The 13,703-nt window shown below is 69.1% G+C and carries 8 protein-coding genes; 7 read left to right on the top strand and 1 reads right to left on the bottom strand.

Translation table 11 applies throughout. The features are described from left to right. The first annotated feature begins 66 nt into the window (after positions 1-66). A complete protein-coding gene (locus J7357_RS00340) occupies positions 67-3,039 on the top strand; it encodes a TonB-dependent receptor (RefSeq protein ID WP_209244161.1) in 2,973 nt (990 codons plus the stop codon). Between the two features lie 494 nt (positions 3,040-3,533). On the opposite strand, the gene J7357_RS00335 is transcribed toward J7357_RS00340, so the two are convergent. After that, positions 3,534-3,863 carry a hypothetical protein gene (locus J7357_RS00335; RefSeq protein ID WP_209244160.1) on the bottom strand — a complete coding sequence of 110 codons (330 nt, stop codon included), beginning with the start codon at positions 3,861-3,863 and terminating at the stop codon, positions 3,534-3,536. A gap of 65 nt (positions 3,864-3,928) precedes the next feature. On the opposite strand from J7357_RS00335, the gene J7357_RS00330 reads away from it, so the two are divergent. The 6 genes from J7357_RS00330 (at position 3,929) to J7357_RS00305 (ending at position 13,657) form a co-directional block, all read left to right on the top strand. Then, positions 3,929-5,848, top strand: a complete 1,920-nt coding sequence (locus J7357_RS00330) for a beta-galactosidase (protein ID WP_209244159.1) — start codon at positions 3,929-3,931, stop codon at positions 5,846-5,848. Next, the gene (locus J7357_RS00325; protein ID WP_209244855.1) at positions 5,845-7,221 is read left to right on the top strand and encodes an APC family permease; all 1,377 of its coding nucleotides are present in this window, start codon (positions 5,845-5,847) and stop codon (positions 7,219-7,221) included. The genes J7357_RS00330 and J7357_RS00325 overlap by 4 nt, the downstream gene beginning before the upstream one ends. Beyond that, positions 7,218-8,153 carry a carbohydrate kinase family protein gene (locus J7357_RS00320; protein ID WP_209244158.1) on the top strand — a complete coding sequence of 312 codons (936 nt, stop codon included), beginning with the start codon at positions 7,218-7,220 and terminating at the stop codon, positions 8,151-8,153. The genes J7357_RS00325 and J7357_RS00320 overlap by 4 nt, the downstream gene beginning before the upstream one ends. Next, the gene (locus J7357_RS00315) at positions 8,128-9,570 is read left to right on the top strand and encodes a 6-phospho-beta-glucosidase (protein ID WP_209244157.1); all 1,443 of its coding nucleotides are present in this window, start codon (positions 8,128-8,130) and stop codon (positions 9,568-9,570) included. Before J7357_RS00320 ends, J7357_RS00315 begins: the two co-directional genes overlap by 26 nt. Positions 9,571-9,741: 171 nt before the next feature. Beyond that, entirely contained in the window at positions 9,742-11,184 is a 1,443-nt protein-coding gene (locus J7357_RS00310) for a glycoside hydrolase family 125 protein (protein WP_209244156.1), read from the top strand. A 130-nt stretch (positions 11,185-11,314) separates the two neighbouring features. Then, positions 11,315-13,657 (top strand): GH92 family glycosyl hydrolase, encoded by a 2,343-nt coding sequence (locus J7357_RS00305; protein WP_209244155.1) that lies wholly within the window; start codon positions 11,315-11,317, stop codon positions 13,655-13,657. The last annotated feature ends 46 nt before the right edge of the window (positions 13,658-13,703 follow it).

The raw sequence follows: 13,703 nt of genomic DNA, 5'->3' as shown, positions 1-13,703 counted from the left end.
CCAGGAACGCAGCGGCGCGTCGCCTTCGGCGCGTGCCCGCACCGATCACGATCAGCGAGGTGTCACGTGGCAACCCATCCCCATTGCAAGCGCAAGGCGCTGTGCGCCGCCATTCTGGCCATCACCGGCCTCGCCGCCACCGCACCTGCGCTGGCCGGCACCGTGCAGGGCGAACTCAAGGAGCGCAGCAGCGGCAAGCCCGCCGCGCACGCCAAGGTCGCCATCGCCGGCACCGCACTGAGCGCCGTCACCGACGCGCAGGGCCGCTTCGTCATCGCCGACGTGCCGGCCGGGCAGTACGCGCTGCAACTGGACTACCCCGGCTTCAGCGCCCCGGAAACCACCGTGCAGGTCGCCGACAGCGGCGCCGCCACGGTGTCGATCGCGCTGGACGAGGCCAAGCAGTTGCAGACCATCAGCGTGGCGGCCAACCGCTACGACGCCAGCACGCTGAAGATGAATTCCTCGAACACGGTGGACGTGCTGTCGGCCAACGACCTCGAACACACCGCCGTGCACAACGTCGCCGAGGCGCTGGGCCTGATCGCCGGCATCAACATCACCTACAGCGGCTCGGGCTACTTCGGCGGCGTCGACGGCGCCGCCCGCGGCGAAGGCATGTTCGCCTCGGTGCGCGGCCTGCCCTCCGAGTACAACGTCAACCTGATCGACGGCGTCACCGTCGCCCAGGGCATGCCATACAGCCGCAGCGTGCAGTTGAGCCTGCTGCCGCCCTCGGGCCTGCAGACCATCGTCGCCAACAAGACCTCCACCGCCGACATGGACGGCGATGCGATCGGCGGCACCCTGGATTTCCGCACGCCCACCGCCTACGACTACAAGGAGGCCACCAGCGGCAGCGTCACCGTCAGCGGCCGCGTCGAGAGCCGCGCCCGCGACTACGGCGGCGACGGCCTCGGCGGCGGCCTGGCCGGCGAGTTCCAGCACAAGTTCGGCGACGAGCAGCAGTTCGGTTTCTACGCCAGCGCCTACTACGACTACCGCACCTCGACCAACAGCGAGGTGGCCGCGGCCACCAGCGCGCTCAACGACGGCTCCTGGAAATTCCTGCACGCCAACGCCGACGGCAGCAACGCCGCCGGTTACGCGCCGCAGGACAACCTGACCAGCACCGGCATGAACGTCGGCGTGGTCGCCGGCTGGGAGCGCCGCTACGGCGGCAATGCCGCCTTCGACTGGAACGTGGACGAGACCCTGTCGCTGTACGCGCGCGCCACCTACGCCTACGCCAAGACCGACCAGGGCACCACCTTCGTGCAGTTGCTGCCGCAGGACGTCAGCTTCGTGCCGACCGCCACGCCCGGCGTGTATTCGCCCAACATCAACCGCATCGCCGCGCGCTTCTGGTACGAGACCAACCCGGAAATCGCCGACCTGGCCACCTTCCAGGTGGGCGCGCGCAAGACCGTCGGCAACTGGACGCTGTCGCCGAACCTGTTCTACAGCTTCGGCGACAACGACCGCCCCGACCACATCGAGATCGACGGGCGCGAGGACAAGTTCAGCCAGACCAACTTCGCCTACTCCGGCAGCAGCCTGATGCAATACGGCAGCGGCGCCTTCCCCTATCCGCAGCTGACCCCGGCGCTGCTGGCGCAGGTCAACAACATCCCCTCGCTGTACGCCAGCAGCTACGGCGAATCGACCAAGATCTACTCCGGGCAGAAGAAGGGCGGCGCCAAGTTCGACGCACGCTACGACTTCGCCGACGGCGCACTCACGGCGCTGCAGTTCGGCGTGAAGTACAGCAAGAGCAGCCGCCACTACAGCAACCGCGACTGGTGGACCGGCCCGGTGCCCGACACCAGCACGCTCGGCGACCTGGGCATCTTCAACGGCGGCTACGCGGCGATCTTCCCCGGCAAGTATCACTGGGCCACGCCGCGCGTCAGCGAAGGCGCGGTGGCGCAGGTCATCGCCAACCACCTCACCGACGACGACCTGGACACCTGCGGCAGCGCGTTCTACGTCAACAACTACAACTGCAACACGATGCGCGGCACCGAAGCGGTCAGCGCCGCCTACGCGATGGCGACCTTCTCCTTCGGCAGCCTGGAAGTGGTACCGGGCGTGCGCTTCGAGCACACCAGCATCCACAACACCTTCTGGACCACGCCCACCGACAGCGACGGCAACCAGCAGGTGGGCTACTTCGCCGCCAACAGCACGCACTACGACCAGCCGCTGCCGAGCGTGTTCCTGACCTGGCGCCCGGACAGCGCCACCACCTACCGCGCCGCGCTGTGGACCAGCTATACGCGGCCGGCGTTCGTGCAGTTGGGCGGCGGCACCCAGATCAACATCTCCAACGGCATCACCACCATCACCCAGGGCAACCCGGACCTGAAGGCGATCACCTCGACCAACCTGGATCTGTCCGGCGAGTGGGCGACCGATCATGGCGGGTTCTTCTCGGTGGCCGGTTTCTACAAGCGCCTGCACCACTACATCTACGACGCCGGTTCCGGCCAGGCCAATTCGGGCACCAGCGGCAGCGGCACGGTGTTCTACCAGATGCCGACCAACGGCGGCGACGGCCGCGTCTACGGTGTGGAAGTCAGTGCGCGGCAGCGCTTCCAGGATCTGCCGGCGCCGTTCGATGGGCTGGGCGTGAGCGCCAATGCCACGCGCCAGCATGCGCACGCCGATCTGGGCATGGTCGGCTTCGAGGACGAGCAGATGCAGTCGGCGCCGAATGCGATGGCCAATCTGGAATTGTTCTACGAGCGCTCGAAGTTCTCGGTGAACCTGAGCTATCACTTCAGCAGTTCGTATCTGCTGAACTACGATTTCCTGCACCAGAACGCGCCGTGGGACGACCTGTGGGCGCGGCCGACGCGGCGGGTGGACCTGCATGCGGGCTATCGGTTCGACAACGGGGTGAATGTGGATCTGTCGATCTCCAATCTCACCAAGGAATACAGTTACTGGGGGCATGTGGGCCGGCACAATCTGGCGGTGTCGGACATCGTGGATGCCGGCATGATGACGTTGTTGACCGTCAAGTACGCGTTCTAGGCCGCGGCGGCGTGCGCACTGGGATGCCATCGCGGAGCGTTGCCACGCTTTGTGTGGGAGGGATTTCGGTCCCGACGGGCGTTACCGACTCCGCGTGGATCAGGCCTTTTGTGGGAGGGACTTCAGTCCCGACGGGCTTTCCCGGTGCGGCCTGGATCAGGCTGCATCGGCAGCCCGCTCGCGCAGCGCGCACCCCGCTTGTCGTAGGAGCGGCTTCAGCCGCGACAGGCTCCACCGACAAAGCCTGGACTATGGCTCTTGTGGAAGGGACTTCAGTCCCGACGGGCTTTACCGATGCTGCTTGGATCATGCGATCTCAGCAGCTCACACTAGCGGCACACACCGCCGCTCTTGTAGGAGCGGCTTCAGCCGCGACAGGCTTTCCCGAATCGGCTGGAACAACGCTTTTTGTGGGAGGGACTTCAGTCCCGACGGGCTTTACCGGTACTGCGTGGGTAGGCAAGCAAGAGCAAAAGCTTTCGCCTGACGGCGAGTCACTTTTCTTTGCTTGTGCAAAGAAAAGTAACCAAAAGAAAGCACACCCCGCCGCAGCGCCCGCTACGCGGGTCCGCTCCGCTGACGGGATTTTCGGACGGGGCTTCCTGCCCCGGCCGAAAACGGCGCACATCCTTGTGCGCCGCCCCCCTGCGGGGGGTTTTACCCGCCAGCTCCGCCGCTGCGGAGGGGACCCGGGAAGAGCAAAAGCTGAAGAGCAACAGCAACAGCAACAGCAAGATCAGCATCAGCAATACGAAGTTAATTCGTGGATCGACACCTTCGATGCAGTTGGTGTCACGACGCCCGGATTTGTTTCCTGCATCCAACACCCCTCTCCTTCCTTCGGGACTCCGGTCGCCGCTGAGCGCCGCCAACCCTCCTGGAGCCCCCAATGAAACGCCGCGCATTCTGTCGGTTCGGGTTGCTGGCGCCATTGGGCTTGGCGGCGATGCCGATGCTGCGCGCGGCGGTGCCGGCATCAACGCCGGTGCCGGACGGGCGGCCGCACGCATTCGGCTTCGCGCAAGGCCGCTTCACGCTGGATGGGCAGCCGTGGCAGATCCGCAGCGGGGAACTGCATCCGCTGCGAATCGCAAAGGCGGATTGGTTGCATCGGATTCGCATGGCCAAGGCGATGGGGCTGAATACCATCGCGCTGTACCTGATGTGGAATGCGCTGGAAACGACGCCGGGGCAGTTCGATCTGGACAGCGGCGAGCGCGATTTCGTCGGCTTCATCCGGCTGTGCCAGCAGGAGGGGCTGTGGGTGTATCTGCGGCCGGGGCCGTATGTGTGCGCGGAGTGGACGCTGGGCGGGTTGCCGCCGTATCTGCTGCGCGAGGCGAACGTCCGTCTGCGCGATCGCCACGATGCGCGCTACATGGCGGCGGTGGAGCGCTACATCGGGGCGATCGCGCCACGCATCGCGCCGTTGATGGCCAGTGCCGGTGGGCCGGTGCTGATGCTGCAGATCGAGAACGAATACGCGATGCACGGCAGCGACGTCGGCTATCTGCAGGCGCTGGCCGCGCTGTGGCGGTCGCACGGGATCGAGGGGCCGTTCTCGCTGGCCGAAGGACTCAAGGATCTGCGGCGGCGCCAGGCGATGCTGCCAGGGGCCGCGCTCGGGCTCGATGGTCCCGATCTGCACGATCTGCAGGCAGCCACCGCCTTCGCCGGGCAGGCGCCGGTGTGGGTGTCCGAGGGCTATCCGGGCTGGCTCACGCATTGGGGCGAGCCGCAGTTTGCGCGCCGCGACTATGCGCCGCTGCTGCGCCGCATCGCCGCCGCCGGTTATTCGTTCAATCTGTACGTGGTGCACGGCGGCACCAACTTCGGCCTCAGCGCCGGCGCCAATGCCGAGGACGACGGCTCGCAGTTCCAGCCGGCGCTGACCAGCTACGACTACGGCGCGCCGATCGACGAGGCCGGCCGTGCGACGCCGGCGTACTTCGCGCTGCGCACGATCATCGCCGCGCAGGCCGACACGCCACCGCCGCCGGTACCGGCCGCACCGCGGCGCGCGCAGTTCGCTGCGGTGCAGGCCACGCCCGTGGCCGCGCTGTGGGACAACCTCGGCCCCGCGTTGCAGACCGATACGCCCATCGACAACCAGCGCCTGCTCGGCCAGGACCAGGGCCTGGTGCTGTATCGGCGCCAGATCGGCGCGGGCCAGGCATTGCACCTGGGACAGGTCCACGACTACGCGGTGGTGCATCTGGACGGCCGCGAACTCGACCACGTGTCGCGGGTGCGGCATTCCCGCCTGCACAGTGCGCTGCAGTTGCGCCTGCCCGATGCAGCGCAGGACACGCGCGATCTGGACGTGCTGGTCGACAGCTTCGGCCACATCAACTTCGGCCCGGCGCTGGGCGATCGCAAGGGCCTGCTCGGTCCGGTGCGACTCGATGGCCAGGAGCTGCATGGCTGGGAGGTGCGCGGGCTGACGTTGGACGCAGACCCGACGCCGTCGTTGCGCCCGCTGCAGGCACCGCCGCAACGCCCTGGTCTGTTCTTCGCCACCGAATTCACCCTCGACCAGCCCGGCGACGTGCACCTGGACATGCGCGATTGGCGCAAGGGCTATCTGTGGGTCAACGGGCGCCTGCTCGGCCGCTACTGGGACATCGGCCCGCAGCAATGCCTGTATTGCCCTGGCGCCTGGCTGCGCGCCGGCGCCAACCAGGTGCTGATCCTCGATCTGCATCGCCTGCAGCCGGGCCTGGTGCGTTGCGCCGACGGTCTCGTCCCCACGCCTGCCACGCAGCCCGTCGCATCCCTCCCCTCTCCGCAGGATCGCGCATGCACATGACATCGCTCGCCGCACCCGTCGCGTCCTCCCCGTCCGCCGCCGACCAGGGCGCGCCGCCGCGCACGCTGGGATTCTGGAGCGCGCTGTCGGCCAACCTGCTCAACATGATCGGTATTGGCCCGTTCATCACCATCCCGCTGGCGCTGTCGGCGCTGGCCGGGCCGGCGGTGCTGCTGGGCTGGGTGGTCGGCGCGCTGCTGTGCCTGTGCGACGGGCTGGTGTGGGCCGAACTGGGTTCGGCGATCCCGCGCTCGGGCGGGCCCTACCACTACCTGCGCGAGGCCTATGGCCGCGATCGCGCCGGGCGCCTGTTCGGCTTCCTTTACCTGTGGCAGACGCTGCTGACCGCGCCGCTGTCGGTGGCCGCGGCCGCGGTCGGCTGCGCGCAGTACCTGGCCTACCTGATGCCGGGGCTGAGCCACACCGCGCTCACCGGCATCGCCATGGCGCTGTGCCTGTTCAACACCGCGCTGCTGTACCGGCAGGTGCGCTCGGTGCAGTTGCTGTCGCTGCTGGTCAGTGCGGTGGTGATCGCCGCCTGCCTGTGGATCGTGCTCAGCGGCGCGCTGCATTTCGACATGGCGCTGGCGCGCGAGTTCCTGCAGGCGCGGCCGGCCTCGCCGCACGGCTTCTGGCTGGGCTTCGGTGCGGTGGCGCTGATCGCGGTGTACGACTACGGCGGCTACAACAACGTGTGCATGCTCGGCGGCGAGATCCGCAAGCCGCGCCGCACGATTCCGCGTGCGGTGCTGTGGTCGATCCCGATCGTGGCGGTGCTGTACCTGGGCTTGAACGTGACCCTGCTCGGCGTGCTGCCGTGGCAACAGGCGGCGCAGTCCAAGGCGGTGGTGGCCGACTTCATGCAGGCCATCTACGGCCCGGTGGGCAGCACCGTGGCGGTGGCGCTGATCGTGCTCGCCAGTTGGGGCTCGGCGCTGGTGGTGCTGCTGGGCTACTCGCGGGTGCCGTATGCCGCGGCCGCGTCCGGGCAGTTCTTCGGCGTGTTCGCGCGGCTGCACCCGCGCGGGCGCTTCCCCACCGTGTCGCTGCTGTTCGTCGGCATCACTTCGGCGCTGGCCTGTCCGCTGTCGCTGGACGACCTGATCGCCACGCTGATGATCATCCAGATCCTGTTCCAGTTCCTGGCGCAATGCCTGGCGGTGGTGCTGCTGCGGCGGCAGCCGCGGCGCCGCGCCAGCTTCGCCATGCCGCTGTATCCGTGGCCGCTGCTGATCAGCGTCTGCGGCTGGCTGGCGCTGCTGGCCACCAGTCCGCTGCCGCGGTTGCTGGCGGCGGTGCTGGCGCTGTGCGCGGGCACCGCGCTCTATCTCATCCAGGCCAAACGCGAGGCAGCATGGCCCTTCCAGCAATGAAAACCCACGACGTCGCGGTGGTCGGCGAGGTCTATCTCGACCACATCTTCAGCGGCTTCACCGCCTGGCCCGGGCCGGGCGAGGAAGCGATGGCGCGGCACTACCATCGCGATCTCGGTGGCGGCACCGTCAACACCGCCTGCGGGCTGGCGCGGCTCGGGCGCACGGTCACGCTGATCGGCGCGATCGGCGCCGGCGACCGCGACTGGTTCGCGCAGCGCCTGGGCGCGTTCGGCGTCGGCACAGAAGGCCTGATCGACCACCCCGCCGGCACCGGCGTCACCGCCAGCGTGTCGCTGCACGACGACCGTTCGTTCTTCACCTATCCTGGCGCCAACGCCGCGCTGGAACCGCTGTTGGGCAGCGCGGCCGCGCTGGAAGCGATGTGCGCAGCGCGCCATGTGCACTTCGCCCTGCCGCTGCCCGCGACGCTGGCGCGCACGCTGCTGCCTGCGTTGCGCGCAGCCGGTTGCAGCACCTCGCTGGACGTGGGCTTCAACCCGGCGTGGCTGGCCGAGCCGGACAACCACGCCACCTGCCGCGCGGTCGATCACTTCCTGCCCAACCAGAAGGAGGCGGCACTGGCCGGTTGCACCGGCGACGACGCCGCGTCCTGCGCCGCCTGGGCGCAGGCGCTGGGGCTGGCGCAGGTCACGATCAAACTCGGCGGCGCAGGCGCCTGCGTGGTGGATGCGGCCGGCGCGCGACGGGTCGAAGCGCCCGTCGTCGCCGTGCAGGACACCACCGGCGCCGGCGACGCCTTCGATGCCGGCTTCATCGACGCGCTGCTGGACCACCTCTCCCTCGATGCCTGCGCGCAGCGCGGCTGCCTATGCGGCGCCGCCTGCTGCACCGCGCTCGGCGCGCTCGACGGCCTTCCCGATCCCCCACGTCTCAGGAGTCTCCATGAGCAGTTCCTTTCCCAACCGTAAGCTCGCCCTGATCGGCGGCGGCGGCGTGCGCGCGCCGCTGGTGGTATACGGCGTCAACGATGCCGCCGAAGCGCTCGGCGCGCGCGAGATCGTGCTCTACGATCCGGACCAGGAGCGGCTGGCGCTGATGGTCGCGCTGGGCCGCGCGGTGGTCGCCGAGTTCGGCGGCGAGCTGCAGGTCAACGCGGCCAGTTCGGCGGAAGCGGCGGTCGACGGCGCGCACTTCGTGCTCAACAGCATCCGCATCGGCGGCATCCGCCAGCGCGCCACCGACGAGCACACCATCATCCGCCACGGCTACGCCGGGCAGGAGACCACCGGCCCCGGCGGCGTCGCCAAGGCACTGCGCACGGTGCCGGTGGCGATCGAGCAGGCGCGGATGGTGGAGCGGCTCAGTCCCGAGGCCTGGCTGGTCAGCTTCACCAACCCGGCCGGGCTGATCACCCAGGCCATCAGCCGCCACACCCGCGCGCGCGTGGTCGGCATCTGCGACACGCCGGTGGAGCTGTTCCACAACATCGCCCGCGCGCTCGGCGAGCCGCCGGCGGACGTGGACTGCGAGTACGTCGGCCTCAACCACCTGGGCTGGATCCGCGCGGTGCGCGTGCGCGGCGAGGACGTGCTCGACCGCATCCTGGCTGACGACGCGATCCTGCGCCAGCTGTACCTGGCGCCGCTGTTCGACTTCGACATGCTGCGCACGCTGCGGCTGATCCCCACCGAGTACCTGTACTTCTACTACGAGCGCAGCCGCGCCCTGGAGAACCAGCGCGCCAGCGGCGCCAGCCGCGGCAGCGAGATCGAACGGCTCAACCACACCCTGATCGCCGACCTGCGCAGCCGCCTCAACGCCGGCGACGGCAGCGGCGCGGTGCAGACCTACGCCGCCTACCTGCAGCAGCGCTCCGGCTCGTACATGCGGCTGGAGGCCGAAGCCGGCTCGGCCTTCGCCGACGACCTCGCGCCGCAGCCGGACCCGTTCCGCGCCAGCACCGGCTACCACCGCATCGCCGTGGACGTGATGAGCGCGCTGACCGGCGCGCTGCCGGGGCGGCACGTGGTCAACGTGCGCAACCAGGGCTGCATGCCGGAACTGGCCGACGACGACATCGTGGAGATCTCCTCCACCATCGAGCGCGACCGCATCACCCCGCTGCCGGCGCGGCCGATGCCCGAGGCGATCCAGGGCCTGGTGCGCACGGTCAAGGCCTACGAGCACGCCGCCATCGACGCCGCACTCAGCGGCAGCCACCTGGACGCCTGCAAGGCGATGCTGATACACCCGGCCATCGGCGAGTGGAGCCCATCGCGGCGGCTGCTGGATGCCTTGTTCGGCCACGCCGGCAACGGCGACGACGACGGCGAGTGCGTGTGCTCGGGACCGATGCACTGGCACGGCGCGCATCACCATCCGTGAGCGGGCCGGTTGTGCAGTCGCAGGATGCATCGGACGGCCACACGTTGTAAGGTCGTCGCAAATTGGTCCGTTATAGGTACCATCAACCTGCCCTCCCGGCCGCGGCCGGCACCTCCCCCGGTGCCGACCCGCGCCGGGAGCGTTCGTCGATTCCACGGAGCGTTCCAGGCCATGCCCACTCGCCGCGACATCCTCCACTTCCTCGGCGCCAGCGCCGGCGCCGCGCTGCTGAGCGGGGCGCTGCCGGCCGCCGCCGCGGCCTCGGCGTCCGCCGCGCTGCCCAGCAAGCGGCCGCCGCCGGGCAAGCGCCGCTTCGTCAGCGCCGCGGTCGAGCGCCAGTTGCGCACGGTCAAGGCCGGCATCGCCGACCCGCGCCTGGCCTGGCTGTTCGAGAACTGCTACCCCAACACCCTCGACACCACCGTCGAGACCGGTACCCGCAACGGCAAGCCGGACACCTTCGTCATCACCGGCGACATCGAGGCGATGTGGCTGCGCGACTCCTCCGCGCAGGTGCATCCCTACGTGCCGCTGGCCAAGCGCGACCCGGCGCTGCGGCGCATGTTCCATGGGCTGATCCAGCGCCAGGCCGCCTGCATTCGCCTGGATCCCTACGCCAACGCGTTCCTGCCGGACGGCACCAGCCAGCGCCTGAAGTGGTCGGTGGCCGACATCACCGAGATGAAGCCCGGCGTCGGCGAGCGCAAATGGGAAGTGGATTCGCTGTGCTACCCGATCCGCCTGGCGCACGAGTATTGGCGCGCCAGCGGCGATGCCGCGCCGTTCGACGACGACTGGCGCGAGGCCATGCACGTGGTGGTGCGCACCTTCCGCGAACAGCAGCGCCTGCATGGCCGCGGGCCGTACAGTTTCCGGCGGCCCTCGCCGCTGGCCACCGAAACCCTGGTGCTGGACGGCTACGGGCAGCCGACCCGGCCCAACGGCATGATCCACTCGATGTTCCGCCCGTCCGACGACGCCTGCCTGTACCCGCTGTTCGTCCCCGCCAACCTGTTCGCGGTGACCTCGCTGCGGCAACTGGCGACGATGAGCGAGGCGCTGCATCACGACGCCGCCTTCGCCGGCGAATGCCGCGCCCTGGCCGACCAGGTCGAGACCGCCACCCGTCAGTTCGGGCAGATGCGCGATGCCGACGGCCAGCCATTCTGGGCCTACGAGGTGGACGGCTACGGCAACCAGTTGTTCATCGACGACGCCAACGCCCCCGGCCTGCTGAGCCTGGCCTATCTGGGCTGCTGCGATCGCCGCGATCCCGTGTTCCTGCGCACCCGGCAACTGGCCTGGAGCGAGCGCAACCCGTACTTCTATCGCGGCCGCGCCGCCGACGGCGTGGGCAGCCCGCACAGCGGCCTGGGCACGATCTGGCCGATGTCGCTGATGCAGTACGCGCTGGCCAGCGACGACGACGCGCAGATCCGCCAGTGCCTGCAGTGGCTCAAGACCACCGACGCCGGCAGCGGCTTCATGCACGAGGCCTTCGACAAGGACAACCCGAGCACCTTCACCCGCGACTGGTTCGCCTGGGCCAACACCTTGTTCGGCGAGCTGATCATCGACCTGCATCAGCGCAAGCCGCATTTGCTGAAGGCCTGACGCGATCACTGCATGTGTGGGAGGGACTTCAGTCCCGACGGGCCTGACCGACAACGCGTCGGGACTGAAGTCCCTCCCACAACAGCAAACACACCCCACCGCACCGCCGCACACCCCCGAGGACAGCACCATGGCCACACGACGCGGTTTCCTGCAGGGCGCCATCGCCCTGGCCCTGTTCGGCAGCAGCGGCATCGCACGCCTGGCGCAGGCACGCGCCGGCAGCTACGCGCTGCCGGCCGATGCGCGCGCCAAGGCCGAGCTCATCCGCAACGTCGACGTGTTCATCGGCACCGGCGGCCACGGCCACACCTTCCCCGGCGCCACGCTGCCGTTCGGCATGGTGCAACTGAGCCCGGACACCTACAACGCCGACTGGGACGCCTGCTCCGGCTACCACGCCGACGACAGCTCGATCATGGGCTTCTCGCACACCCACCTGTCCGGCACCGGCGTCGGCGACATGCTCGACTTCCTGGTGGTGCCGGCCACCGGCCCGGTGAAGCTGCAGCCCGGCACGCGGGAGCATCCCGAGACCGGCTACCGCTCGCGCTTCGACCACGCCGACGAAGCCGCCTCGCCCGGCTACTACCGCGTGCGCCTGAAGGACAGCGGCGTGCATGCCGAGCTCACCGCCACCGCGCGCGCCGGCCTGCACCGCTACCACTTCCCCAAGGGCAAGCCGGCGCATTTGCTGCTGGACCTGTGCCACGGCATGCAGGACAAGCCCGAGATACCCACCCGCGTGGAGGAGGCGACGCTGCGCCTGGTCGACACGCAGACGGTCACCGGCGGCCGCCGCGTCTACCAATGGGCCAAGGGCCGCTACATCTACTTCGCCATGCGCCTGTCGCGGCCGTTCGCCAGCGCGCAGCTGTATGCCGACGACCAGCCGCTGGCCGCGAGCGCGCGCAGCGCCGACGGCAACCGGCTGAAACTGGCCCTGCACTACCCCGATGCCGCCGACGCGCCGCTGCTGGTCAAGGTCGGCCTCTCCGCGGTCAGCGCCGAGAACGCCCTGGCCAACCTCGACGCGGAACTGCCCGACTTCGACTTCGCCCGCGTGCACGCCGCCGCCGTGGCCGAATGGGAAAAGGAACTGGGCCGGGTGCGCATCGACAGCGACGACGAAGCGAAGCGCCGCATCTTCTACACCGCGCTGTACCACAGCCTGATCGCGCCGACCCTGTTCAGCGATACCGACGGCCGCTACCGCGGCATGGACCTGCAGGTGCACCAGGCGCCGGCCGGCTACCACAACTACAGCACCTACTCGCTGTGGGACACCTACCGCGCCCTGCATCCCTTGCTGACCCTGGTGCAGCCCGAGCGCGTGCCCGACCTGGTGCAGTGCCTGGTGCGCGGCGCCCACGAATCCCCGCAAGGCGTCGCCATCTGGCCGCTGCAGGGCGTGGAGACCGACTGCATGATCGGCTACCACTCCGCCGTGGTGCTGGCCGAGGCGCATGCCAAGGGCTTCACCGGCATCGACTGGAAGGCCGCCTACCCGGCCTGGCGCAAGCGCGCGATGGACGACGACGTGCACGGCCTGGCGCTGTACCGGAAGATGGGCTACATCCCCTGCGACAAGGTCGACGAATCGGTCAGCCGCACCCTGGAATTCGCCTACGACGACTGGGCAGTGGCGCATCTGGCGCAGGCGGTCGGCGCCGACGACGATGCCAAGCACCTGCGCGAACGCTCGCGCCAGTACCGCAACGTGTTCAACCGCGAAAGTACCTTTGTGCAGCCGCGCCTGAGCGACGGCCAGTGGGCCACCCCGTTCGATCCGCGCGCGATGGGCCACAGCGCGCAGTGGCGCGACTTCACCGAGTCCAACGCCTGGCAGGCCACCTTCCTCAACCAGCACGACCTGTACGGCTACATGGATCTGTTCGGCGGCCGCGACCACTTCGTCGCCAAGCTCGACGAACTGTTCACCACCAGCTCCGAACTGCCGGCGGACGCGCCGCCGGACATCGACGGCATGGTCGGCCAGTACGCGCACGGCAACGAACCCAGCCACCACGTCGCCTATCTCTACGCCTACGCCGGGCAGCCGTACAAGACCCAGGCGATGGTGCGGCGGCTGCTGCGCGAGCAATACCACGACGCGCGCAACGGCCTGTCCGGCAACGAGGACTGCGGGCAGATGAGCGCCTGGTTCGTGCTCAGCGCACTGGGCCTGTATGCGGTGGACCCGGTCAGCGCCAACTACGTGTTGGGCAGCCCGCTGTTCAAGCGCGCCGAACTGGACGTGGGCAACGGCCGCACCCTGCGCATCGTCGCCCACGGCAACAGCCCGGCCAACGTCTACATCCAGAGCGCCCGCTGGAACGGCAAGCCCTACACCCGCAGCTGGCTGCGCCATGCCGACCTCGCCGCCGGCGGCACGCTGGAGCTGGAGATGGGGCCCAAGCCCAACACCGCGTTCGGTGCGGGCAAGGACGATCTGCCGCCATCGTTTAGCTGACGGCCGGGAATCGGGATTGGGGAATCGGGTTTGGTGGTTCCCCACA

It is taken from the genome of Xanthomonas sp. D-109, from assembly GCF_017746095.1.
Taxonomy (GTDB): domain Bacteria; phylum Pseudomonadota; class Gammaproteobacteria; order Xanthomonadales; family Xanthomonadaceae; genus Xanthomonas_A; species Xanthomonas_A sacchari.
The sequence above is the reverse complement of the archived record's forward strand: the minus strand, read 5'-3'. Positions and strand labels throughout refer to the sequence as shown.